General features: G+C 36.5%; 22 protein-coding genes and 1 pseudogene. 19 read left to right on the forward strand and 4 right to left on the reverse strand.

The window, feature by feature from the left end:
- Positions 1 to 53: 53 nt before the first annotated feature.
- The 4 genes from mnmA (at position 54) to recD2 (ending at position 5183) form a co-directional block, all read left to right on the forward strand.
- Positions 54 to 1181, forward strand: a complete 1128-nt coding sequence (mnmA, locus tag IV36_RS00635; protein ID WP_056990246.1) for a tRNA 2-thiouridine(34) synthase MnmA — start codon at positions 54 to 56, stop codon at positions 1179 to 1181.
- Between the two features lie 223 nt (positions 1182 to 1404).
- On the forward strand, positions 1405 to 2043 hold the full coding sequence (locus IV36_RS00640; RefSeq protein ID WP_056990247.1) for a histidine phosphatase family protein: 639 nt from the start codon (positions 1405 to 1407) through the stop codon (positions 2041 to 2043).
- Between the two features lie 32 nt (positions 2044 to 2075).
- Positions 2076 to 2741 carry a tetratricopeptide repeat protein gene (locus tag IV36_RS00645; protein ID WP_056990248.1) on the forward strand — a complete coding sequence of 222 codons (666 nt, stop codon included), beginning with the start codon at positions 2076 to 2078 and terminating at the stop codon, positions 2739 to 2741.
- Between the two features lie 18 nt (positions 2742 to 2759).
- Positions 2760 to 5183: an SF1B family DNA helicase RecD2 gene (recD2, locus tag IV36_RS00650; protein ID WP_056990249.1), complete on the forward strand. Its 2424-nt coding sequence runs from the start codon at positions 2760 to 2762 to the stop codon at positions 5181 to 5183.
- Positions 5184 to 5249: 66 nt separating this feature from the next.
- Here recD2 and IV36_RS00655 read toward each other — a convergent pair whose 3' ends face one another.
- The 3 genes from IV36_RS00655 to IV36_RS00665 form a co-directional block, all read right to left on the reverse strand.
- Positions 5250 to 6215 (reverse strand): hypothetical protein, encoded by a 966-nt coding sequence (locus IV36_RS00655; RefSeq protein ID WP_056990250.1) that lies wholly within the window; start codon positions 6213 to 6215, stop codon positions 5250 to 5252.
- 198 nt (positions 6216 to 6413) lie between these two features.
- Complete coding sequence (gene rnjA / locus IV36_RS00660) at positions 6414 to 8090, reverse strand: ribonuclease J1 (RefSeq protein ID WP_056990251.1); 1677 nt, start codon at positions 8088 to 8090, stop codon at positions 6414 to 6416.
- Complete coding sequence (locus IV36_RS00665) at positions 8077 to 8304, reverse strand: DNA-directed RNA polymerase subunit epsilon (protein ID WP_056990252.1); 228 nt, start codon at positions 8302 to 8304, stop codon at positions 8077 to 8079. Before IV36_RS00665 ends, rnjA begins: the two co-directional genes overlap by 14 nt.
- 250 nt (positions 8305 to 8554) lie before the next feature.
- Between IV36_RS00665 and IV36_RS00670 the strand changes: the two genes are divergently transcribed.
- Positions 8555 to 9013 (forward strand): hypothetical protein, encoded by a 459-nt coding sequence (locus IV36_RS00670; protein WP_235810213.1) that lies wholly within the window; start codon positions 8555 to 8557, stop codon positions 9011 to 9013.
- A gap of 127 nt (positions 9014 to 9140) precedes the next feature.
- Here the strand turns inward: IV36_RS00670 and def are convergent, their stop codons facing one another.
- Complete coding sequence (def, locus tag IV36_RS00675; protein WP_056990254.1) at positions 9141 to 9695, reverse strand: peptide deformylase; 555 nt, start codon at positions 9693 to 9695, stop codon at positions 9141 to 9143.
- Positions 9696 to 9851: 156 nt separating this feature from the next.
- Between def and IV36_RS00680 the strand changes: the two genes are divergently transcribed.
- The 14 genes and pseudogenes from IV36_RS00680 (at position 9852) to IV36_RS00745 (ending at position 23818) form a co-directional block, all read left to right on the forward strand.
- Positions 9852 to 10145, forward strand: coding sequence for a UPF0223 family protein (locus tag IV36_RS00680; RefSeq protein WP_056990255.1), 294 nt, complete (start codon positions 9852 to 9854; stop codon positions 10143 to 10145).
- Positions 10146 to 10156: 11 nt separating this feature from the next.
- Positions 10157 to 10936 (forward strand): inositol monophosphatase family protein, encoded by a 780-nt coding sequence (locus IV36_RS00685; protein WP_056990256.1) that lies wholly within the window; start codon positions 10157 to 10159, stop codon positions 10934 to 10936.
- A gap of 145 nt (positions 10937 to 11081) precedes the next feature.
- On the forward strand, positions 11082 to 12929 hold the full coding sequence (gene typA / locus IV36_RS00690) for a translational GTPase TypA (protein ID WP_056990257.1): 1848 nt from the start codon (positions 11082 to 11084) through the stop codon (positions 12927 to 12929).
- Positions 12930 to 13380: 451 nt separating this feature from the next.
- Positions 13381 to 13656 (forward strand): DUF1507 family protein, encoded by a 276-nt coding sequence (locus IV36_RS00695; RefSeq protein WP_056990258.1) that lies wholly within the window; start codon positions 13381 to 13383, stop codon positions 13654 to 13656.
- A gap of 12 nt (positions 13657 to 13668) precedes the next feature.
- Positions 13669 to 14838: an FtsW/RodA/SpoVE family cell cycle protein gene (locus IV36_RS00700; protein ID WP_056990259.1), complete on the forward strand. Its 1170-nt coding sequence runs from the start codon at positions 13669 to 13671 to the stop codon at positions 14836 to 14838.
- Between the two features lie 71 nt (positions 14839 to 14909).
- Positions 14910 to 18338, forward strand: a complete 3429-nt coding sequence (locus IV36_RS00705; RefSeq protein ID WP_056990260.1) for a pyruvate carboxylase — start codon at positions 14910 to 14912, stop codon at positions 18336 to 18338.
- Between the two features lie 3 nt (positions 18339 to 18341).
- Positions 18342 to 19487: a CAP-associated domain-containing protein gene (locus tag IV36_RS00710; protein WP_056990261.1), complete on the forward strand. Its 1146-nt coding sequence runs from the start codon at positions 18342 to 18344 to the stop codon at positions 19485 to 19487.
- Positions 19487 to 19789 carry a YlbG family protein gene (locus IV36_RS00715; RefSeq protein WP_056990262.1) on the forward strand — a complete coding sequence of 101 codons (303 nt, stop codon included), beginning with the start codon at positions 19487 to 19489 and terminating at the stop codon, positions 19787 to 19789. The genes IV36_RS00710 and IV36_RS00715 overlap by 1 nt, the downstream gene beginning before the upstream one ends.
- 4 nt (positions 19790 to 19793) lie before the next feature.
- On the forward strand, positions 19794 to 20351 hold the full coding sequence (rsmD, locus tag IV36_RS00720) for a 16S rRNA (guanine(966)-N(2))-methyltransferase RsmD (RefSeq protein WP_056990263.1): 558 nt from the start codon (positions 19794 to 19796) through the stop codon (positions 20349 to 20351).
- A gap of 3 nt (positions 20352 to 20354) precedes the next feature.
- A complete protein-coding gene (coaD, locus tag IV36_RS00725; protein ID WP_056990264.1) occupies positions 20355 to 20831 on the forward strand; it encodes a pantetheine-phosphate adenylyltransferase in 477 nt (158 codons plus the stop codon).
- Positions 20828 to 21865 carry a SepM family pheromone-processing serine protease gene (locus IV36_RS00730; protein ID WP_056990265.1) on the forward strand — a complete coding sequence of 346 codons (1038 nt, stop codon included), beginning with the start codon at positions 20828 to 20830 and terminating at the stop codon, positions 21863 to 21865. Before coaD ends, IV36_RS00730 begins: the two co-directional genes overlap by 4 nt.
- 18 nt (positions 21866 to 21883) lie before the next feature.
- Positions 21884 to 22253: pseudogene (locus IV36_RS00735) on the forward strand (DUF1304 domain-containing protein).
- Between the two features lie 285 nt (positions 22254 to 22538).
- Positions 22539 to 23249: a ComEA family DNA-binding protein gene (locus IV36_RS00740; protein ID WP_056990266.1), complete on the forward strand. Its 711-nt coding sequence runs from the start codon at positions 22539 to 22541 to the stop codon at positions 23247 to 23249.
- Positions 23250 to 23320: 71 nt separating this feature from the next.
- Positions 23321 to 23818 (forward strand): ComE operon protein 2, encoded by a 498-nt coding sequence (locus IV36_RS00745; RefSeq protein WP_056990267.1) that lies wholly within the window; start codon positions 23321 to 23323, stop codon positions 23816 to 23818.
- Positions 23819 to 23852: the final 34 nt, after the last annotated feature.

Raw genomic sequence — 23852 nt, forward strand, 5'->3', positions numbered from 1 at the left:
ACCTTCAACTCGTAGAGATTCAGAATCTATATTGAAATGATGGTGAGAATATTATGAAGGATAATAGCCAGACTCGTGTCGTTGTAGGCATGAGTGGTGGAGTCGACTCGTCAGTTGTTGCTTATTTATTAAAACAACAAGGATATGATGTGGTCGGTGTCTTCATGAAAAACTGGGATGATACTAATGACAGTGGAGTTTGTACTGCAACAGAGGATTACGAAGATGTTGCAAAAGTTGCAAATAAGATTGGCATTCCATATTATTCTGTGAACTTTGAAAAAGAATATTGGGATGGTGTGTTCAAATATTTTTTGGATGAATATAAGAATGGTAGGACACCTAATCCAGATGTGATGTGTAATAAAGAAGTTAAGTTCAAGGCATTTTTGGATTATGCAATGAAACTTGATGCTGATTACATTGCAATGGGTCATTATGCTCAAATTAGACGCGACACAGATGGATACGTTCATTTGTTGCGTGGGGCAGATTCTAATAAAGACCAAACATACTTTTTAAGTCAGCTTTCACAAGAACAATTATACAAGGCAATGTTTCCTATCGGTAATCTTGAAAAGCCTGAAGTTAGAAGAATTGCTGAAGAAGCTGGTCTTGCCACAGCAAAGAAAAAAGATTCAACCGGCGTATGTTTTATCGGAGAACGAAACTTTAGCAAGTTTTTAAATGAATTTTTACCTGCAAAATCAGGAAAAATGAAGACGTTTGATGGTGAGATAAAGGGAGACCATTATGGTTTGATGAACTATACGATTGGTCAGCGAAAAGGTTTAGGAATCGGTGGTGATGGTCAGAGTAACGAACCATGGTTTGTCGTAGGAAAGGATTTATCTACCAACACGCTGTATGTCGGCCAGGGTTATCATAATGAGCATCTTTACGCCGATAGTCTTGATGGCAGCAAGATTAGCTTTATAGCTCCAATTGAGGATCGCGGATTAGAATTTCATTGTACTGCCAAGTTTAGGTATCGGCAAAAAGATACTGGTGTAACAATTTTTTTGAATGAAGATTACTCAAAAGTACGAGTCGAATTCGATGAACCAGTTCGTGCAATCACACCTGGACAGGAAGTTGTATTTTATGACGGTGATGAGTGTCTTGGCAGCGCAACAATTGATCGTGCATATCAAAAAGAAAAAGTATTGCAGTATGTATAAATTTGAGTATGGAAAAATGATGAGCTTTGAGTGTGATAAGAGTTAAGAAACCTGTGTCAGATGAGGATAGTGACTTTTAAACTCCATTTATAAAGATTAATGTGAAGCAGTTATTTTGCATTAGTCTTTTTTTTCGTAGTTAAATGAAACAAAGTATTGAAAAAATAATGATAATAATGTAAAAGAATGGCATAATTAAATGTGACACAAAAGGAGGTTGAACATGACCAAATTATTTTTTATTAGGCATGGGAAAACTATTTGGAATTTAGAAGGTAGATATCAGGGTGCAAAAGGTGACTCGGAGCTATTACCAGAAAGTCATACAGAAATAAAGATGTTGGCAGAGTACCTCAAAAATGAGCAATTTGAAAAAATATATTGTAGTCCGATTAAAAGAGCACTTGTAACAGCTTCCGAATTGGCAGCAGCTTTACCACAGAAATTAATGGTGCAAAAGGATGCTGCGTTAAGTGAATTCAATCTTGGCGAAATGGAAGGAATGCTGTTTACAGATGTTGCCAAGAAGTTTCCTAAGGAACTAGATGCCTTTCGAAATCATCCGGATTTGTATAACGCAAAGAATGTCGCGGGTGAAAGTTTTCCAGAATTATTTGCAAGGATGACGCCGATCATCAAAGAAATCTGTGAAAAATACCCAAATGGCAATGTAATTATTGTCAGTCATGGTGCGGCATTATGTGCAGAGATAAGGCATTTATTGGGCTATTCTCTTAAAGATCTGCGAAAAGCAGGAGGTTTATCCAATACAAGTACAACAATACTAGAAACAAATGATGCGACGAATTTTAATTGTGTAGAGTGGAATAGGACAGATTATCTGAATAAAAAACTTGATTAAAGTGATACGGTGTAGTCTAAGGGAGTGAATTTATGAATAGAGAGCAGATGAACGCTAGGGCAGAAAAATTAGTTCAAAAGGCAATTGCGAAAATTGATGATCATCCGAAAGACGTTAGAGCTTATTACGAGTTAGGTGTATTACTAACTGAGTTTAAGGATTATGAACAAGCTGAACAATTATTATCAAAGGCATTGGGCCTATTTAAGGATAAAAGTGATCTAGATTTGTTGAACTATGGTTTGGGAAATGTTTTATATAGTGCAGATTACTTTCAAAAAGCAATTAATCATTTTAATGAGGTCAAGGGACAAGAACTTAGGGATGAGGCAATCCTGATGATTGCACAATGTGAATATGCATTGGGTAATTATAAAAGGTCGCTAGCATATGCCCTTACGGTAAATGAAGACAATAAGATCAAAGATATGGGAGCCAAGCAGCTAGTTGCCGATAATTTCTTTGCTTTGGGTGATTTTCAAAATGCCAGGAAGTACTTTGATTTGATTTTAGGAAAAGAGCCGCAGAATTTTGAGGCGAACTTTCAAAGAGGAATAATCACACTCGTTCTTGAAGGAAAAAAGGAAGCAGATAAATATTTTGAAGTTGCACAAAAGCTTGACCATAAGGCTTTCAACAAAATGAAAGAGCAGATAATAGATATTCAGAAAACGATAATTGCAAAACAAAAGAAATAGAAAAGGAGAAATGGTAAGGTGAGTCAATTGGATTTACTAGATACGAATGATGAGACTGAAAAATATATCATTGGCAGTGTTGATGCCATTTTTTTTGAGAGCCCAGAAACTTTTTACAAAGTAATCCAAGTAAAGATCGCGCAAACTAATTTAAACTGGAGTGAAAAAGAGATTGTCGCAACAGGTAGTTTTGCCGATATTAATGAGGGAGTCGAATATCATTTTGTAGGTAAATTAGTAACTCATCCACGCTATGGACAGCAATTTCAAGTTTTCAATTATCAAAATGAAATGCCTTCTAGCAAATCAGGCTTGATTGCATATTTGTCGAGTGATGCCTTTGCTGGAATTGGCGAAAAAACAGCTACGAAGATTGTTGAGACCTTAGGGATGGATGCAATTGCACAGATTATTGCTGATGAAAAAAAGGTAAAGAAATTGGGTCTCAGCAAGAAGCAGCAAGAAACTTTAGTTGAAAATTTAAGGGCCAACAATGGGACACAGCAAATCATTATCGAGCTCAATGGTTTTGGCTTTGGAAGTCAAATGGCAGCGGCAATCTATAACCGATACCGTGAAAAAACAGTTGAAGTCATCCACGAGGATCCATACCGTTTGGCACGAGAAATTCCCGGAATTGGGTTTAAACGTGCTGATCAAATTGCAGAAAAGATGGGTTTGGCAGCAGATACGCCACAGAGAATTAAGGCTGGACTTCTTCAAGGAATATATGATATTTGCCAAGAAAAGGGCAATACATATACGAATGCAGAACAGTTACTCAATCAAACAATGGTTTTATTAAGCAATAGTCGTAGAGTTGAACTTTCCCCAGAACTACTTGCAGATCAGCTTTTGGAATTGGCAAATGATGGTGTGGTAGTGGGAGAAGAAAATAGAATTTACTTAAGAAAATATTATGAATCTGAATGGAGAATTGCCGAGCGGATTAAAGAGATTAAGGAAACAAAAATTAATGTTGGCAATGATTTTGACGATGATTTTAAACACTTAATAGCAAAAGTTGAGGAACAACTTGGAATAAAGTATGGGGTTGATCAGATTGAAGCTATCAAAGAAGCACTCCAGTCCAAAGTCTATTTGCTGACTGGTGGTCCGGGTACTGGAAAAACAACAATCATCAACGGAATAGTTGCAATTTACGCCGCGTTAAAGGATATTTCACTAGACATTAATGAATACAAAAATGAGCAATTTCCAATTTTACTGGCTGCACCAACAGGCAGAGCGTCTAAGAGAATGAACGAGACAACTGGCCTACCCGCCAGTACGATTCATCGATTGTTGGGACTAGGCAGTGGCGATGAAGACGACAGCGAACATAATCAATTAGAGGGAAGTCTGTTGATTGTTGATGAAATGTCCATGGTAGATACTGGTTTATTTGATATTTTAATGGATGCTATACCCAAGAATATGCAGGTTATTCTCGTTGGAGATAAAGATCAACTGCCATCGGTTGGACCAGGTCAAGTTTTTGCAGATTTGTTGGCAAGTCCTGATTTACCCAAGATTGAATTGAAGGCAATCTATCGGCAAGAAAATGAGTCCTCAATTATCACTTTAGCACATGCAATTAAGGATGGAACTTTACCTGCCGACATAAAGGAAGGAAAAAGAGATCGCTCCTTTATTGAATGCAATTCTTATCAGATTGAAAATGTTGTTCGGCAAGTTGTTGAAAGAGCTAAGGCTAAAGGCTTTAAAACACGTGATTTTCAGGTGCTTGCGCCAATGTATCGGGGGCCCGCCGGAATTGATAAATTAAATGAAATGCTACAAGAAATTTTGAATCCACATATTACGGGGAAAAAACAAGTTGAGTTTAATAAACAACATTTCAGAATTGGCGATAAGGTTCTACATCTTGTAAATGCTCCTGAAAATAATATCTTTAACGGTGATCTTGGTGAAATCGTAGGAATTGTTACTAGTAAAGAAAGTAAGGATCATCAAGAGTCCTTGATAATTGATTTTGATGATAATGAAGTTGAGTTTAAGCGCAAAGATTGGATAAAAATTCGGTTAGCCTATTGTATATCGATTCATAAAGCCCAAGGCAGTGAGTTTAAAATGGTTATTTTACCGATGGTACAGCAGTATACTAGGATGCTTAATCGTAATCTTTTGTATACAGCAGTTACACGGGCAAGAGACTTTTTAATCTTATTAGGTGAACCTTCTGCTTATATGAGCAGTGTTAATCGTGTTGCCATTAATCGTGAAACGACGCTGATTCAGCGCCTGGCAGCCACTTTTAATCCACCAGCAGCTGATAATGATAATGCTGAAAAGGCAGCCAATATTTCAGAAAAAAGGGAAGCTTATGAATCTGATACTATTTTAACAACAGGCCTAATAAATAGTGGAAAGATTGATCCAATGATTGGGATGGGTGAAATTACACCGTCATCTTTTTAAACGATATAAAAAAATAAGAAGACCTAACTTAAAACAAAAAGTTAGTCTTCTTATTTTTATTCTTGTTCAAAAACTATCATTTTTTTCAGAAAGAGAAACACTGTCAACATCAAACCAAAAGGGGTAGGTAAATGATTTGAGATGAGCATCATAGAATTTGTTAATAAGCTGCCTGTTATCGATCTGACTAAATTCAAGTGAATTTATTACTAGGTGAATTTGTTTTTGTTCAAAGTTATGAATGAAAGGTATCTTTGAAGAAAGGTTGAATTTCTTAGCAGGAAGGATAAACCAGTAGGAAAGTGGATTCAAACTGGTAATAATTTCAAGCTGAAGATTATTGGCCTCCTCGGTGTTCTCATTGTCTAAAAAAGGATGATTTTTGATGCAAATCGAAAAAGAGTTTTTAAAGAAATTATACTTTTGTGAGAGCCTCGTAGTGACAGAAAAAGACTCTTGATTAATGAAAGCCTCTGTCATCGCACAGAATTCTGCAACAAGTGATAAATGGTATTTGAAAAGCAGCTTGTAGAATTTTGAATTTTTAATAAGACTAGTTACATAAGCTCTAAAACCGACAATGAGTTCATCAGTGAAAATTTGTTCATCTGTATTTAGTGAGTTTTCAACTGATCCTAGGTTATAAGAAATAGGGTGAACAGAATTTAAGATTTGTTTTAAAGCAATTAAAGGATTTGATGAAACCCCAATTTTGGATGCAAAATTATTTTTTTCATTAATCAGGATAAAAGCTATTGGAATCTGCTGTGTACTAATTTTACGCAGTTTTGTAAGAACCTCTAGAAAAAAGGTTGAACTTCCTACTGAAACTACAACGAGATTATCTTTGAGTTCTAATGCAGCATTATTAAGCTCTTTTTTCAAAATGTATTCAATTTGCCGATCATTATGAATAGGTTCAGCTTTATAATTGACTTCTTGCTTTTGTAATTCGCTTTCCAAGGTGCCCCAAACACTGTTGGAATCACTTTTTAGAAAGTGGTTGTCAATGAAGAAAAAAAAGGTCTTCAAAGTAATCCTCCTTTCTATTTTTATTTTCCCCAAATATTATAACTGTTGAAAGGGTGTTTCCGCTCAGTTTTTATCATTTTTTATAAAAATAATAAAGTTCAATATTGAGCAAACACCAGAAATCTATTCAAGATTAGTAAAAAGGCTGCCACAAAACAATTGTTTTGTCACAGCCCTCAGATGATAAAAAAATAACAACTATACAATCACAAGCATAGGTATGATCATTGGATAGCGTTCGGTTTGTTCAAACAAGAATCCTCTTAAGTCTTCAATGATTGCATCTTTCAGCATTGATTCGCTCAAATTTGGCTTACCAAGGTTTTTGCGAATAACATGGAAGAGACGTTTTCGACCTCTTTCTATTAATTCACCAGATTCACGCATGTATATGAATCCACGAGATAACAAATCAGGTCCAGCAAGAATTTCTTTCTTTGAGAGGTCAATAGTTGCAACGACAATCACTAATCCTTCTTCAGAAAGGACTTTGCGATCACGTAAGACAACATTGCCGATATCACCAACACCTGAGCCATCAACATAAACATCGCTTGCATTGAAGTGTCCAGCCATTCGAGCTGAATCCTTTGTGAGTGCCAAGACATCACCATTTTCCATGATGAAAGAATGATCAAGCGGTACATCACATTTTTCAGCAAGCCCCGTATGAATCTTCAACATCCGATACTCACCATGAACGGGGACAAAGTATTTTGGTTTCATCAACCGCAACATTAGTTTTTGCTCTTCTTGCCCACCGTGTCCGGAAGCATGAATATTATTTACTTTACCATGAATAACTTCAGCTCCTGCTTCTTCCAATTCATTGATGACGTGATTAACACTCAGTGTGTTTCCTGGAATAGGTGAACTTGAAAAAATAACAGTATCTCCTGGTTGGATTGCAACTTGCCTATGTGTCCCATTAGCAATACGGCTCAATGCTGCCATCGGTTCACCTTGGGAACCTGTACAAAGAATCATTACCTTATTCGCAGGCAGGCTATTGATCTCACGCGAATCAACTAAAGCATCATCAGGAATGTCAAGATAACCTAATTCTCGACCATTAACAATCGCAGCTTCCATACTTCTTCCAAAAACAGCAATTTTACGTCCCTTTGCAACTGCGGCCTCAGCAGCCTGTTGGACACGTGAGATGTTGGAGGCAAAGGTTGCAAAAATAATACGACCTTCGACCTTTTCAAAAATATGTCTAATTGATTTGCCGACCCAGCGTTCAGACTTGGTAAAGTTAGGAATTTCAGCATTTGTACTATCGGACAACAAGCATAAAACACCGTCACTGCCTAATTTTGCCATTCGTTGCAAATTAGGTGGCTGATTTGTTACAGGCGTCAAATCGAATTTATAATCACCAGTAACGACGACTGTTCCACTAGGTGTCTTAACAGCTACACCCAATGTGTCGGGAATAGAGTGAGTAGTTCTAAAAAATGAAACACTCGTTTTGCGGAACTTCAGCACTGTGTCTTCATCAATCTCATGCAACTCGGTGGTTCTTAACAATCCATGTTCTTCGAGTTTTCCTTTGATGAGTGCAAGCGCTAAAGGACCAGCATAAATGGGTACATTAATCTGCTTTAGTAGGTAAGGAATACCGCCGATATGGTCTTCATGACCATGCGTAATAACAAGGGCTTTAATCTTTTGCTGGTTGGCAACAAGATATTGATAATCAGGTATAACATAATCGATACCCAATAATTCATCTTCTGGGAACTTTATCCCAGCATCGACAACAATAATCTCATCTTGAAACTGAACACCGTAAGTATTCTTTCCAATTTCCCCTAAACCACCAACAGCAAAGACCGCAGTCTCGTTGTTTTTGACATTAGGCTTCTTCATTATTAAACTCCGTTATTTTAAAATCAGGACTCTGTTGTTCATATTCGAGAGCTTTGGGGCTCAACTCTTCAAGATATTCGATGTTATAGTCAGTCTGTTCTTCCACCATACTTCTAGCGATAACTTCAGAGGCTGCTTCAACATAAAGTGATCGAGTATTTTCACGACGTGGATTATTTTTTGTAGTTGGTTGGTAAAATACTTTGTAAATCATAAAATAGTAACTCCTTAAATATATTAAATTCTGTTGTTCCTACCTTTAGCAAGACACAACAGGGTATAACTCTAATTGTAATTCCGAACATGGATTGTATACACAATAATTGTATCTATTTTAGCATAGACTCGACTATAAGTATATAAAGTAGGCTTTAACTTTTGAAATTAAAATAAAGCTAGTAAATGATATTTTTACTGTACGTGTTATAATTATTTCGAAAGTCGGGGTGAAACAATTGATACACATGACAACCTGGATACTAGTGGGGATTGTTGTTTTATTTAGTGTGTTGATAATTATTCGGAATATTAAAAGAAATAAGAATGCTAAATTGCAGCAAGCAAACAAAGATATAACAGATAGGGCTTTTGCAGAGAGCCTTGAACAACTCGGCCTCAAGAAAAATGAAATTAAATTAGAAATTAATACTTCTAGACTTTCGGATGTTTGGGGCAGTGGAGTGATGGCTTATGAATACGAAGTTGATGTCAATCATAGGATTATTGATGATGAGTTTCGAGAAGAGCTTTCACTACGCATGCAAGAATACGCAAAAAAGCATGGATTAAATAGGTATGATGATTTTCCTGTTTTTGTTGTTTCTGATTTATGGCAAGAAGGTAATATTTTACGGGTTGATATTACTTATGCAGTAAATGAAAAAACAGTTAATTATTTGCGTGATATTCATAGAGTAGACTAAAAAATAACTATGAAAAAAACAAAAAGCCACCATAGTCTCTTGCCATGATTGCTGTTATAAACAGCAGAGGCATTTAATTATGGTGGCTTTACTGTGATTTAATGTAAATAGAGTATGAATCACTTAATTAACCAATTAAGATGGTTGAAGGGTCTGTTTTAAATGGATTTTCCTTATTAATATGATCATAAAAAAGGATTCCATTAAGATGGTCGATTTCGTGTTGGCACACAATTGCAACATAATCACGTAATTTTTCAACATGTTTATTTCCGTCTAAATCGTACCAACGCAAAGTGATGCGATCGTGTCTCGGAACATATCCAGGTACTTCCCGATCAACTGAGAGGCATCCCTCTCCTTCTGAAAGTGCGGCCATTCTCACTGACTCGCTCAAAATAGTCGGATTAACCAGTATGTGCTTGAATAGTGGAGCATTATTTTCATCAGGAACAAGGACTGCCGTCATACGAAGAGAAACATCAACTTGAGGAGCAGCTAAGCCGACACCAGCACGCAACTTGTACTTTTCAGCAATTTCCGGATTTTGACTATTTTCGAGAAACTCCATCATTTTTCCGGCAAGTTCCTTCGTCTCTGTACTCATAGGGAAAGTAACTGCTTTTGCACGAGCGCGCAAAGTTGGGTTACCTTCACGAATAATATTTTCCATGGTTATCAAAATAAAAGCCTCCGTTTTTTTCTAATCACCCCTTATTATAGCTTATTTGAAACTGATTATGAAATACTTTTGCCAAAAGTTGTGTATATATTTTTTTAAGTTCGCTGTATGTGTATAATGTAGGAAGAAAGTAATTTATGGAAGGATATATCTATTATGCAAATACCAAATAATTTTGCTTACCCTTTGCTACCTGAATGGAGTACGGATGAGATCGTTGTGGCAACTGATTTTTATCAAGCTGTTGAACAACTCTATGCCGACAAGATCGAGCGCGAAGAATTTTTAAGAAAATATCATGCATATCAAAAAGTTGTTCCTATGAAAATGGACCAGAAAAAAATTGATCGTGAATTCTTTGACGAGACAGGAATGAGCATTTATCAAGCTGCTAAATTTGTGAGAAATAGTGATAAAAAAATTTTACATTTTGATAATACTGCTAGATAGGAGGTTTTAATGTGGGGAAATCACTCAAATATCTGGATATAGCAGTTAAGGGCTGGATGCACGACGCTCGGATCAAAATGCTTGCGGCTCTCGATGAAGGTTTGGATGTGTGGACTAAAAGTGGAAGAAATGATTTAGTCACTAACATAGATAAGGAAATTGAGAAATTTTACATTAAAAATATTCGTTTACTTTATCCTAATGCCAACATTATAGGTGAAGAATCTTTTACGAAAGCTGATTTGAATGTGGATGGGCTGACATGGTTTGTTGATCCAATTGATGGAACAATGAACTTCGTCAAACAACACAGTCATTTTGCTAGCATGATAGCTGTTTATGAAAACGGCAAGGGAATTAGGGGATACATTTACGACGTCATAGAGGATAAATTATACTGGGGTGGTCCTGATATTGGTGTATTTTGTAATGATGTAAAAATGAAGAAGCCTAGTAACGAATCTTTAAGGAATGGCCTAATTGGAATCGGGGCACCATACCTTATCCATAACTTTTGCAATCTCCAAGACGTTGCTTTAGCAAGCAGCGGAACGCGGATGTATGGGAGCGCTGGAATCCAAATTATCCATGTAATTGAAGGAAAGTGTGTAGGGTACGTATCTTATTTGAGACCGTGGGATTTTGCGGCTGGTAAGATTTTGGCAGAGGTCCTTGGATTAAGTGTAAAAATGATTGACGGGGCACCCTTAAATATGCTAATATCTAGTGATGTACTAGTAGCTACAAAGAATGCTCAAAAGGACATAGCAAAGCTTATTAAAAAAAGTTAGCTGGTCGTGGGCTGTGACTGAGGTCACAGTTTTTTTATGCTAAACAATGAAAATTAAATTTAGGTATTTTCATTTGATTTTAGTTTGAAAATGAGAGCAAAAGTTTAGTAAAATAGAGATATAAATTTGAAGGGAAGAAATAAATTTGAAAACACGTGATGATATCCGTAACGTTGCTATTATTGCCCATGTTGACCATGGTAAGACAACTTTGGTTAATGAGCTATTGAAGCAATCGGATACTTTAGACGAACATACTGAGATTGATGATCGTGCTCTTGATTCAAACGCAATTGAAAAGGAACGCGGAATCACAATCCTTTCCAAGAACACGGCTGTTAAGTTTAAGGGCAAACAGATTAATATTTTAGATACACCAGGACATGCCGATTTTGGTGGTGAAGTTGAACGTATCATGAAGATGGTCGACGGTGTATTATTGATCGTTGATGCATTTGAAGGAACAATGCCACAGACGCGTTTTGTTTTGAAAAAGGCATTGGAGCAACATTTAACACCAATCGTTGTTATTAACAAGATTGACCGACCTGGGGCTCGTCCTGAAGAGGTTGTTGATGAAGTCTTAGATTTGTTTATTGAATTGGGTGCTGAAGAAGATCAACTAGAATTCCCAGTTATCTATGCTTCTGCAGTTAATGGGACATCTTCATTGGACTCTGATGTAGCAACACAGGAACATACGATGGATCCAATTTTCAATGCGATTATTGAAACAATTCCAGCTCCAATTGATAATTCCGATGAACCATTACAATTTCAAGTTTCAATGCTTGACTATAATGAATTTGTTGGTCGTATTGGAATTGGTCGTGTATTCCGTGGAAAGATCAAGGTTGGCGATCAAGTTACTGTTTTGAAACTTGATGGTTCAAAGAAGAATTTCCGTGTTACTAAACTCTTTGGTTTCTTTGGATTAAAGCGTTTGGAAATTGAAGATGCTAAAGCAGGGGACTTAATTGCAATTTCTGGTATGGAAGACATTTTTGTTGGTGAGACAGTATGTCCGGTAGATGCACCTGAAGCATTGCCTGTTTTACGTATTGATCCACCTACTTTGCAGATGACATTCAGAACTAATGATTCTCCATTTGTCGGTAATGAAGGAACTTCAGTTACTGCCCGCAAGTTGGAAGACCGTCTTAAGGTGCAACTGCATACTGATGTTTCTCTGCGTGTTGAAGACACTGATTCACCAGATGCTTGGGTCGTTTCAGGTCGTGGGGAACTTCATCTTTCGATTTTAATCGAGACATTGCGTCGCGAAGGATTTGAACTTGCTGTTTCAAGACCACAGGTTATTTATCGTGACTTCGATGGCCAAACATGTGAACCATATGAAAATGTTATCATTGATACACCTGATGAATATTCTGGTGCAGTCATTGATTCACTGGCACAACGCAAGGGCGAGATGGTCAACATGGAAACAAATTCAAACGGACAAACTCGTCTGACATTCTCTGCACCTACTCGTGGATTGATTGGATATGACTCACAATTTCTTTCAATGACGCGTGGTTATGGTATTTTCAACCATACATTCTCAGAGTATAAGCCAGTTATTCGTAACTGGGAACCAGGACGTCGCAATGGTGCATTGGTATCAATTAATCGCGGCAAGGTTACAACATATGCTGTCATGGGTGTTGAAGATCGTGGGACAATTTTTGTTGATCCAGGAACTGAAATTTATGAAGGCATGATTGTTGGCGCAAGCTCGCGTGAGCGTGATATTTCTGTTAATGTTACAAAGGGTAAGAACATGACTAATGTTCGTTCTTCTAATAAGGATCAAACTGCTTCAATTAAGAAACCAACGCATTTTACTCTAGAAGAGTCGCTTGAATTCTTAAATGAAGATGAATTGTTAGAGATTACTCCAGAAAATATTCGTTTGCGTAAAAGAATCCTTGATACAAATGCCCGTGAAAAGGCTGCAAAACAAAAGAAGATTGCTAGTCGCAAAGATTAGTTAAAGAAAAAGTAGTGCGATATGAGTCGGTAGATTTGAGTACTAACCTGAAATTACAGGCATGATGAGTATTTTGTCATGGGTGATTCGGTTAGACAAGGGATTTTGATTTATGGAACACACTTATCTGGGTAAATAGAGGCTAGATCAAAAGTTAACTTTTGATCTAGCCTTTTTTTGTTAAATAAAAAATGAAAAATTCTAATTACAAATGTTGCAAGAATTGAAAAAGTTTCTTTTTATTTTATATATGATAAGAAAAAAACAATAGAGTTCGTAAAATGAAGCAAATAATGATCTTTTTGATATAAATTGATTGAAAAATCCGAATTTTGGTTACATAATAAACTACGAAACCAAATATTAATTTGACACTTAGTTTCGACGGTATATTTCAAGAGAAAACCTAGTATGCTATAATTACCGTATATTTGGAAAGGGGGCAGTAACATTGCAGGAACTTGTGTCAAGACAAGAGATGTTGGAAATTCTGCAAGCTGATTCTGAGAAGATCCGGGTGTTACTAGACAAACAGCGAAATTTATTGTGCTTGTCTCAGTGCCCTGCTTTTGAAGAAGTCGCAGATACACAACTATTTGGTTTTTCAAAAGAAGTTCATCTGGCAGAGCGTTGCGGTTTGATAACCATGAATGAGGCTCAGCAAATGATTCAGGACTTAGAACATCTGCTTTCAAGTATTTATGTTTCTGTGGGAGAGGATGAGTAGTTTCTGATTGTTATGAGAAAATTTAGAGATAAGATGAGGTATTTTGATTTTTATTTATTTGTACCTTACATAATTTTGTGTTGTATTGGTGCAGTTATGGTGTATTCTGCCAGTTCAATAAACCTCTCATATGCTGGTGCGGCAACCAATACGTACCTAATGAAACAATTACTTTACGTTGTGATGGGATTATTTTGTATTTTTTTTTCAATGATGATTCCAACTTATAAATTAGCTCACCGCAACTTTATAATAATTGGCTTTTTTGTGATGGTAGCTCTACTGTTATATGCCAAATTTTTTACCACTGCAGTAAACGGTGCTAATGGCTGGATCAATTTGAAATTATTTAGTTTTCAACCTACTGAGCTTTGTAAGCTGTATCTGGTTCTTTTTATGGCGCAACTTGTTTCTAACCATGAACATTCGATGGATAATTTAAACAGTAAACCTAATCGAAAACCAGCTTTATTAGTGATGATATTATTAATTCTTGTTTTAGTAGAACCTGATTTAGGTGGTTTTTCAATCAATGCATTCATTGTATTGTTAATGTACTTTGCAAGAGGAAAAAATTATCGCAGATCACTTCTTTACTTATCAGGAATACTGGGCTCTATAATTATAGCGGTCCAACTCCTACGTTTCTGGAATCCTGCTCCCTTAAAGGGAACAAAGTTTGAGTATATGTATGGCAGATTAACAGCATTTTATAATCCCTTTAAGGTCTCGTCGACAACTGGGCAGCAGTTGATCAACTCATATTATGCGATAAGTAATGGCGGCCTGTTCGGTGTTGGACTTGGTAATAGTGTTCAAAAAAGAGGATATTTGCCTGAACCGTATACGGATTTTATTATAGCAATTATTAGTGAGGAACTTGGAGCAGTTGGTGTTATGGTTGTCTTGCTTCTAATTACTTGGATTATCTTACGGATTTTTCTAATTGGAATTAGGGCAGACAGCCCATATGAGACGATGATTTGTTACGGTGTTGGAACATTTATGGGAATTGAGACCTTATTCAATGTTGGGGCTGTTAACGGGCTGTTGCCAATTACGGGTGTTACTTTCCCATTCGTATCTTATGGGGGTTCCAGTATGATTGTTCTATCACTTGCACTAGGAATAGTAATAAATATTTCGATTAATCAAAAGCGGAATCGAAAAGAAAAGATTTGATTTATTAATAGCTTAACAGCGTTTTTGTGATTTGGGAGATTCATTATTCAATTCAAGAAAGTGGGATTCTAATGAAAAAAATATTAATTGCAAACCGTGGCGAAATTGCAATTCGGATAATTCGTGCATGCCAAGAACTTAAGGTAAAGACTGTTGCTGTATATGCCAAAGAGGATGAATTTTCTGTTCATCGATTTAAAGCTGATGAAGCTTATCAAATAGGTGAAGGTAAAAAACCGATTGAAGCCTATCTCGATATGGATGATATTATTAGGGTCGCAAAAGAAACTGGTGCAGATGCGATTCATCCTGGTTATGGTTTCTTGGCTGAAAATGAAGTTTTTGCACAAAAATGTGAAGAGGCAGGGATAATTTTCATTGGACCAACTAAAGAGCAGCTGTCAACTTTTGGAGACAAGGTCAAAGCTAAAAAAGCTGCGCACGATGCTGGGTTACAGACGATTCCTGGGAGTGATGGACCTGTTTATACCTTGGAAGAGGTCCAAAAGTTTACTAAACAGCATGGGTATCCTATTATGGTTAAAGCTGCTCTGGGCGGTGGCGGCCGTGGCATGAGAATTATCAATAATGAATCAGAAATCAAAGAAAGTTTTAACAGAGCACAGAGCGAGGCTAAACAATCGTTTGGTGATGAAGAGCTGTATATTGAAAAATATTTAAAGAATCCTAAACATATTGAAGTCCAGATTCTAGCCGATCAACACGGTAATGTTGTTCATTTATTTGAACGTGACTGTTCAGTTCAGAGAAGACATCAAAAGGTTATCGAAGTGGCTCCAAGTTCACTAAGCAACGAGCGCAGATTAGAAATTTGTGCGGCAGCAGTTTCTTTGATGAAGAGTGTTCATTATCAAAATGCGGGAACTGTTGAGTTTTTGGTTACCGATACTGATTTTTATTTTATCGAAGTTAATCCGCGTGTCCAAGTTGAACATACAATTACTGAAATGATTACAGGTATCGATATCGTTCAGTCACAGATTTTAATTGCTGCAGGAGCAGATTTATTTGATGACTTAGAGATTCCAAGACAAGATAAGTTGAATTTCCATGGTCATGCTATCCAGTGTCGTGTAACAACTGAAGACCCTGAAAATAATTTTATGCCTGATACAGGTAAGATTGAAACTTATCGTTCACCAGGTGGTTTTGGGGTACGATTAGATGGTGGTAATGCTTATGCAGGCGCTGTAATTAGTCCTTATTTTGACTCCTTATTGGTTAAGGCATGTGTTCAGGCAAGGACATTTAAAGGTGCAGTTTTGAAGATGAATCGTGTACTCGATGAGTTTAGAATTAGGGGAATCAAGACAAATATTCCTTTCATGCGTAATGTTATCAATCATCCTGATTTTATTTCTGGAAAGGCACATACGACGTTCATTGATTCAACTCCAGAATTGTTCCACTTGACTCATCCTAAGAATACGCCAAATCAGTTACTGAAATATATTGGCGATATTACTGTTAATGGTTTTCCAGGTGCAGAGAGACATGAAAAAATTTTTGTTCCTAAAATTCGGCTTGTAGATGATTTTAATGTTTCTAAGGAACATGAAAATGCAAAAAGTATGCTAGATAGCAAGGGTGCAGTTGCAGCGATGGATTGGGTAAGACAGCAAAAAAAATTATTGTTGACTGATACTTCTATGCGAGATGCACATCAAAGCCTCTTCGCAACTAGAATGCGAACAAAGGATATGCTGCCAGTTGCTAAGGTATTTGATAATGCATTGCCTAATGTATTTTCCGCGGAAGTCTGGGGAGGAGCAACTTTTGATGTTGCCTATCGCTTCTTAGATGAGGATCCATGGAAGAGGCTGAAAAAGATTCGTAAGGCTATGCCACATACTTTATTGCAAATGCTGTTTAGAGGTTCCAATGCCGTTGGATACAAGAATTATTCGGACAATGTTTTACAGCACTTTATTAAGAAGAGTGCGGCGGACGGCGTTGATGTTTTCCGTATTTTTGATAGTCTAAATTGGGTAACACAAATGGAAAAGAGTATCCAATTTGTGCGCGATACTGGTAAAATAGCTGAAGGAACGATGTGTTACACTGGTGATGTGTTGAATCCTGCTGAGCATAAGTATGACTTACAATATTATCGGACATTGGCAAAAGATCTAGTTTCTGCAGGTTCACAGATAATTGGTATCAAAGATATGGCTGGATTACTTAAGCCACAAGCTGCATATGAATTGATCTCAACATTAAAAGAAGACCTGAATGTGCCTATACACTTACATACACATGATACAACTGGAAATGGCGTTGCAACATATTTACAAGCTGCACGCGCAGGAGTTGATATTGTGGATGTTGCTGCGAGTGCATTGTCAGGGACAACTAGTCAACCAAGCATGAGTAGTTTATACTATGCGTTATCAGGAAATGAACGCCAACCTGATTTAAATATTGAAAATGTCGAAAAAATTAATCGTTACTGGCTAGGTGTTAAGCCTTTTTATCAGGACTTCATGAATGGAATTACCGCACCGCAAACTGATATTTATGAAACAGAGATGCCTGGTGGCCAATATTCAAATTTACAACAACAAGCGAAAGCTCTGGGAATTAGAGATTTTGAGGAAGTCAAGAAAACTTATAAAGAAGTCAATGATTTACTAGGTGATATTGTAAAAGTAACACCAAGTTCAAAAGTAGTCGGCGATTTTGCGATTTTTATGATTCAAAACAAATTAGATTCAAAAAATATTTTTGAACGAGGGAAGACCTTGGATTTCCCAGAATCTGTTGTTAATTTCTTTGCAGGTGATTTAGGACAACCTGTTGGTGGTTTCCCAGAAGAGTTGCAAAAAATTGTCTTAAAGGATCGCAAACCAATCACAGTTCGTCCTGGTAGTTTGGCTAAACCAATTGATTTTGCAGAAAAAAATACCGAGTTAAGGACAAAATTAAAGCATTTACCTACTGAAGAGGAATTGTTGAGCTACTTATTGTACCCAGATGTGTTTGTTGATTATGCAAAGGCTCTGGAGAATTTCGGAGACTTATCATCACTTGATACAACAACGTTCTATCAGGGAATGCGCACGGAAGAAACAGTTCATATTGAACGCGGCAAAGGTCAGACTTTAATTGTTAAATTAGCTTCGATTGGTGAAGCAGATGAAGATGGTAAGCGAGTTCTGTACTTTGTGGTAAATGGTCAGGATCAACAAATTGTGGTCCAGGATAAGAGCAAGAAGGGCAAAGTCAAAAAAATATTGAAGGCTGAGCCAACTAATCCAAAACATATTGGAGCGACCCTTAGCGGTTCCGTTTTGAGCGTATTAGTTTCAAAAGGACAGATTGTCAAAAAAGGTGATCCATTAATTGTAACTGAAGCAATGAAGATGGAAACGACAATTAAGGCACCTTCAGACGGTAAAATAACGCATATTTATGTTAAGGCTGGAGATATTTTAGAGACGCAGGATCTGCTGATTGAAATTGAACCTATAAAAAGCTAAAAGATGAGAATAAAACTAATTCTGAGAACGATTAGAAATTTCATACTAATATTACTTTTTTCTTTGGTTATTTTGTACTGCAGTGCTATTTATAGCGATAGAAATGCTAAAGATACACAGCAAAGGAGTACTGAAAAGGTACAAAAAACAAATTCACGGTTAACTACGCCCAAAATCACGCGTATCAAAACGCAAGGATTTGCAAGTTATATTGGTATGGGAAGCAATCAGTTTGAAGAAAAATTTGGGCAACCGGAAGCCACTATGGATAGTGCAATAAATGTGGAATGGTTACTCTATAACCTTGATTCGTCCAGTTACTTGAAAGTTGGAATTGATCAGTATACGCAAAAGGTATGTTCAATAGTCGTAGTAGGTAATATAGCAAATAACAATTCAAAACTAGAGGTTGGGATGACTTTTAAGCAGCTTCTGCAACTGTCGACTCTATATGCAAATTTTGAAGTTTCATATCGTGAGGAAAACTTTCAGTTTGAATTATCAGAAAATGACTTGAATAATCATCCACTGATTGGTTTTGCAAATGGGAGCTATGTAATACCGTATTTACAGCCTAATTCTAAAAAGGTGATGGCTTTGGAATTCTTGGATACAGGAATGCTGCTAAAGAAAAATATCTATCAGATTGTTTCGCGGACACCGATTCCTTCGCAATATCAAGGGGAAACCAATTGGGATCAATTGGATATTATGGTTCCTTTTGACTTGATGCAGGTAATTAATGCTAAAAGACGAATATTAGCAAATACAGTACTACCTGTTGGTGATCCGCTAACGCAGAGTGCTCAAAGTATAATTGATTCATTAGAAAAGAATCCGAAACGTTATCTTAAAACGAGTTACGCCAATTTATTAGAAGATATTACAAGTGGTGATGTCGGTCGAAATCGTTTCTTAAGCTTGAATCAGAGTGATTTTTCGAAAAAATTGTATCAGGATGTTGGTTTAAATGCTAAGAACGTTGAAGTATATGCCATTCTTCCATTCTATAGTTCAACAACCTTTTTTGAAAATACGAAACTGCAACAAGATGTTTGGTATAGCTTGGTTGACTCGAAGACTAAGAAGATTGGTATTGCCTACAATCAAGGTTTACTTGTAATAATCATTAACAAAGGTGGGAACTAATGAGTTTAGAATTGAATGAACGACAAGGAGTAATAGTTTACTTATATCACTTGAAAAATAGTAGACAATTACGTAGATTTGGAACCATCCACTATGTTTCAAGAAAAATGAAGTATGTAGTCTTATATACTGATAGAATTAAAGTTTCAGAAACTGTTCAAAAGTTGTCAGGAATGCGTTACGTGAAAAAAGTAATGGTTTCACCCTTGCCTGATGTTGAAATAAGTTTTGCGGATACTGTTGGAAAAATGTATAAGCTGACTGATGAAGACCGTGAAAAATATAAGAATAATAAAGAGTGAGATTATGAGAGTTATAGCTGGTAATTATGGTGGAAGAAGATTAAAGGCAGTACCTGGTATGAAGACAAGGCCGACAACTGATAAGGTCAAGGAATCAATGTTCAACATAATCGGGCCATACTTTGAAGGCGGGGTAGGACTTGATTTATTTGCTGGAAGCGGTGGACTAAGTATCGAAGCTGTTTCAAGAGGACTTGGGCATGCATATTTGGTAGATCGTCAGTATCAAGCAATTAAAACGATTAATGAAAATATTGCGGTTACCAAGGAAGCAGAAAAATTTACGGTTTTTAAGAATGATGCAGAGAGAGTGCTTACGAAATTGCATGCAGAAGGAATTACTGTAGATTATCTTTTTTTAGACCCACCTTATAAACAACAAAAAATCTTGTCATTGCTAACTAAAATTGTTGACCTGCAATTGCTTAACAAGGATGCGGTAGTGGTTTGTGAAACTGATCAAATTGCGCAATTACCGGATAATATTCCGAACTTTGAGTTAACCAGACGAGCCGATTATGGAATTACAGAAGTTATAGTTTACCGATACAGGGGTGAATAAGTTATGAAGGCTATATTTCCTGGAAGCTTTGATCCAATTACGTGTGGACACATTGATTTAATAAAGAGAGCTTCTTTGATATTTGACGAAATTGTGGTATTAGTGATGACTAATACTAGTAAATCTGGACTTTTTTCAAGTGCAGAAAGAGTAGCGTTGATAAAAAATGAGATTCAGGACATCGCAAATGTTACTGTTGAAGCGCGTGAGAATGTATTAACTGTTCAAGCGGCCAAGGATTTAGAAGCACAAGTAATTTTGAGAGGCCTTAGAAGTAGTCGTGACTTTTTGTATGAAACAGATATTGCTGCGATTAATAAGAAATTGAATCCAACGTTAGAAACACTTTTTTTACCCACCAATAATGAGTATGGGCATATTTCTTCCAGCCTAATTAAAGAGGTTGCAAAATTTGATGGTAATTTGGATGGATTGGTTCCTCCAAATGTTCAAGCAGCACTGAAGGATAAACTTGTATGAAGAAAATAAAAATCTATGTTTTAACATCCTTGGGAGTTATTATTTTAGCTTTCATCTGTTTCTTTCCTTTGCCGATTTATTTAGAAACAGTTGGAAAAGCTGTTAATGTAGCCGATTATGTCAGGGTCAGTGGAAAATCAGATAAGACAAAAGGAAAGCTGATGTTGACATACGTTAGTTTGGGACGCGCGACGCCTGTGCTTTATTTGGCAAGTTATCTGGATAAGTATACGTCACGTGTTTCAGAGGATGAGATATCTGGAAATGAGACTAATTCCGAATTTGATAGAATTCAGTCATACTATATGAGTGATGCGGTAAATCAGGCCAAAGCAGTGTCTTTGCGTTTAGCACATAAGGCATATAAGCAGGAATATTTGGGAATATATGTCATGTCTGTTCTGAAAAATTCAACTTTTAAGAATAAACTTGAAGTTGGTGACACAATTACTGCTGTAAACAATAAAAGTTTTAAAAACACTGCTGGGTTTATGAATTATGTACGTTCGCAGAAAAAAGGGGCCTCGATTGAAATTACCTATCTGAGAAATGGGAAACAAAGAAGGGCAACTGGAAAAACTGTTAAATTAGCTGGAACCAATAGAAGTGGGATTGGTATTTCGCTTGCTGAAAGAACACGAATCGTTAGTTCCACAAAAATAAAGACCAATATGGATGGAATAGGCGGGCCATCTGCTGGACTGATGTTAGCACTTCAAATGTATTCACAGCTGTCCAAAACGAATCTGAAATTGGGACGCAACATCGCCGGAACTGGTACGATTTCAAGTGATGGTAAGGTAGGCGACATAGGCGGTATTGACAAAAAGGTAGTTGCGGCTAATCGTGCAGGTGCTAAAATATTTTTTGCACCAAATAATCCAGTTTCTGCAGCTGAAAAAAAAGCTGATCCACAAGCAATGTCAAATTATCAGGAAGCTAAAAAAACGGTTGATAAATTTGACTTGAGTATTAAAGTTGTCCCTGTTAAGACGATTACAGATGCAATTTCTTATTTGAAGGAAAGTAATTAACGTAAAAGGAGGCCCTTTTTGAGTATCTTAAGTTATATTTTAGTTATTTTCGTAGCTGTTGAGGCAATTTTTATAATGGTACTAGAGATGTTTGCAGTACAGAGGTAAAATGGCACAAAAGGCATTTAATCTAGTACCGGAATATTTGAGACAAAAAGAAGCAAAAATAGCCATGGCCAATCAGGGACTATATAATGGGTTTATTGGAGTGGGAATTTTTGTGATATTATTTATCTTTCCCGGTAATGCGATCCTTTACGGCTTGCTACTCTTTGTCGGTTTTGTTGTTGTCGCAGCAATATATGACGCATTGACCGTAAACCCTAAAATTATTTTGTCACAAGGATTGCCTGCAATTTTGGCAATTTTGGCGTTATTGTTTACTTAAGGTGACTTTTTTAGAAATCAGATCTATGCAGCGGTTATGGATACAATCAAAAAGAGAATATGATATAAGTTGGCAAAATCTTAGTAATAATGTCAAATTACGAATTTAGTGAGTATTCTGCTATGAGTAATACGAGATTAGACGAAAGTTTTTGTTTTTGAACACGTTTGTATGTAAATAAATAGGGGAGCTAAGTTAAAATTTAATTTTTGACTTGGCTCTTTTTTTATTATTTTTTGTCAAAATTAATCTTCTAACGTAGTTAATAGTATGGAGGGAGGATATGTGGATAGACTTTATGAATTGTGGTTTGAAAATAGAAAATTATGTATTATAGTATTTCTGGTTTTTTTAGGATTGGGTGGTGTGTTTATTATATACACTTTAAAGGGTGATTCATCACAAGACAATGAATTATTCAACCTTTCAACAAGCAGTAGTGATACGTTAATATCAGCTAGTTCAAATACTGCAGTTAGCTCGAACTTAAAGAATACAGCAGAAATTTCGGTGGACATTAAAGGTGCAGTGAAGTATCCAGGTGTTTATTCTTTAAAGAGTGGTGCACGTGTAAATGAAGTTGTAAAGAAAGCTGGTGGACTGCTTGAAAATGCGGATAATAATCAGGTGAATCTAGCGCTGATTTTGCAAGATCAAAATGTTGTTTACATCCCATTTGAAGGTGAATTTTCTAACTCATTGACAACGACTGTACAAAGCAGTGGAGACAGTATGACTAGTACGACCAATGCGACCAGTGCGACCAATGCTGTTGAATCCACTAGTGAAACGGAAACACAGAAATATGATATTAATCAGGTTACAAAGGAAGAACTGGAGACAATTCCAGGAATAGGAGATAAAAAAGCAGAGCAGATTCTTGCTTACAGAACAGAACATGGAAGAATTAATCAACTTGATGAATTAAAGGATATCTCAGGTGTTGGAGATAAGACGTTTGAAAGATTCCAGATGTATCTCGAAGTTACCCCATAATAATAACAGTATTGCTGAAAAATAAATTCTGATATACTATTAAATTAAATTGATTGGCGAAAGGTGAGAGTATGACGAATAAGAGAATTCCATGGAATCAATATTTTATGATGCAAGCTGTGTTGCTATCTTTGCGTAGTACCTGTGAGAGACTTTCAGTTGGAGCAATCCTAGTACGTGATAAGCGAGTTATTGCTGGTGGCTACAATGGCTCCGTTTCTGGTGATGAACACTGCATTGACCACGGATGCTATTTGGTGGATGGCCATTGTGTGCGAACGATTCATGCAGAGATGAATGCGGTATTGCAGTGTGCAAAATTTGGTGTTGCAACGGAGGGAGCAGAAGTTTACGTTACGGATTTCCCTTGTTTGCAGTGCACAAAAATGCTTTTGCAGTCTGGAATAAAAAAAATATATTACTTAAGGAATTATCACAATGATGCATATGCACTGAAGTTGATGAAATTAAAAAATGTTGAAGCTGAGCAAGTTAAACTTGATGCAGCCTATTTGCAAAAAGTAGCAACAGATTCCCTTTTTGAGAATATAAAGGAATTTGATTCATAGAAAATAATTCTTTTCTTTTTGCAATAACTGCAGT

Origin of the sequence: Liquorilactobacillus mali, from assembly GCF_001437155.1 — a bacterium.
Lineage (GTDB): Bacteria > Bacillota > Bacilli > Lactobacillales > Lactobacillaceae > Liquorilactobacillus > Liquorilactobacillus mali_A.

What these genes read in the sequence shown, in the direction of transcription:
- mnmA (WP_056990246.1), top strand. Translation starts at nt 54, where the DNA reads ATGAAGGATAATAGCCAGACTCGTGTCGTTGTAGGCATGAGTGGTGGA.
- IV36_RS00640 (WP_056990247.1), top strand. Translation starts at nt 1,405, where the DNA reads ATGACCAAATTATTTTTTATTAGGCATGGGAAAACTATTTGGAATTTA.
- IV36_RS00645 (WP_056990248.1), top strand. Translation starts at nt 2,076, where the DNA reads ATGAATAGAGAGCAGATGAACGCTAGGGCAGAAAAATTAGTTCAAAAG.
- rnjA (WP_056990251.1), bottom strand. Translation starts at nt 8,090, where the DNA reads ATGAAGAAGCCTAATGTCAAAAACAACGAGACTGCGGTCTTTGCTGTT.
- IV36_RS00665 (WP_056990252.1), bottom strand. Translation starts at nt 8,304, where the DNA reads ATGATTTACAAAGTATTTTACCAACCAACTACAAAAAATAATCCACGT.
- IV36_RS00670 (WP_235810213.1), top strand. Translation starts at nt 8,555, where the DNA reads ATGACAACCTGGATACTAGTGGGGATTGTTGTTTTATTTAGTGTGTTG.
- IV36_RS00680 (WP_056990255.1), top strand. Translation starts at nt 9,852, where the DNA reads ATGCAAATACCAAATAATTTTGCTTACCCTTTGCTACCTGAATGGAGT.
- IV36_RS00700 (WP_056990259.1), top strand. Translation starts at nt 13,669, where the DNA reads ATGAGAAAATTTAGAGATAAGATGAGGTATTTTGATTTTTATTTATTT.
- IV36_RS00705 (WP_056990260.1), top strand. Translation starts at nt 14,910, where the DNA reads ATGAAAAAAATATTAATTGCAAACCGTGGCGAAATTGCAATTCGGATA.
- IV36_RS00710 (WP_056990261.1), top strand. Translation starts at nt 18,342, where the DNA reads ATGAGAATAAAACTAATTCTGAGAACGATTAGAAATTTCATACTAATA.
- IV36_RS00715 (WP_056990262.1), top strand. Translation starts at nt 19,487, where the DNA reads ATGAGTTTAGAATTGAATGAACGACAAGGAGTAATAGTTTACTTATAT.
- rsmD (WP_056990263.1), top strand. Translation starts at nt 19,794, where the DNA reads ATGAGAGTTATAGCTGGTAATTATGGTGGAAGAAGATTAAAGGCAGTA.
- coaD (WP_056990264.1), top strand. Translation starts at nt 20,355, where the DNA reads ATGAAGGCTATATTTCCTGGAAGCTTTGATCCAATTACGTGTGGACAC.
- IV36_RS00730 (WP_056990265.1), top strand. Translation starts at nt 20,828, where the DNA reads ATGAAGAAAATAAAAATCTATGTTTTAACATCCTTGGGAGTTATTATT.
- IV36_RS00745 (WP_056990267.1), top strand. Translation starts at nt 23,321, where the DNA reads ATGACGAATAAGAGAATTCCATGGAATCAATATTTTATGATGCAAGCT.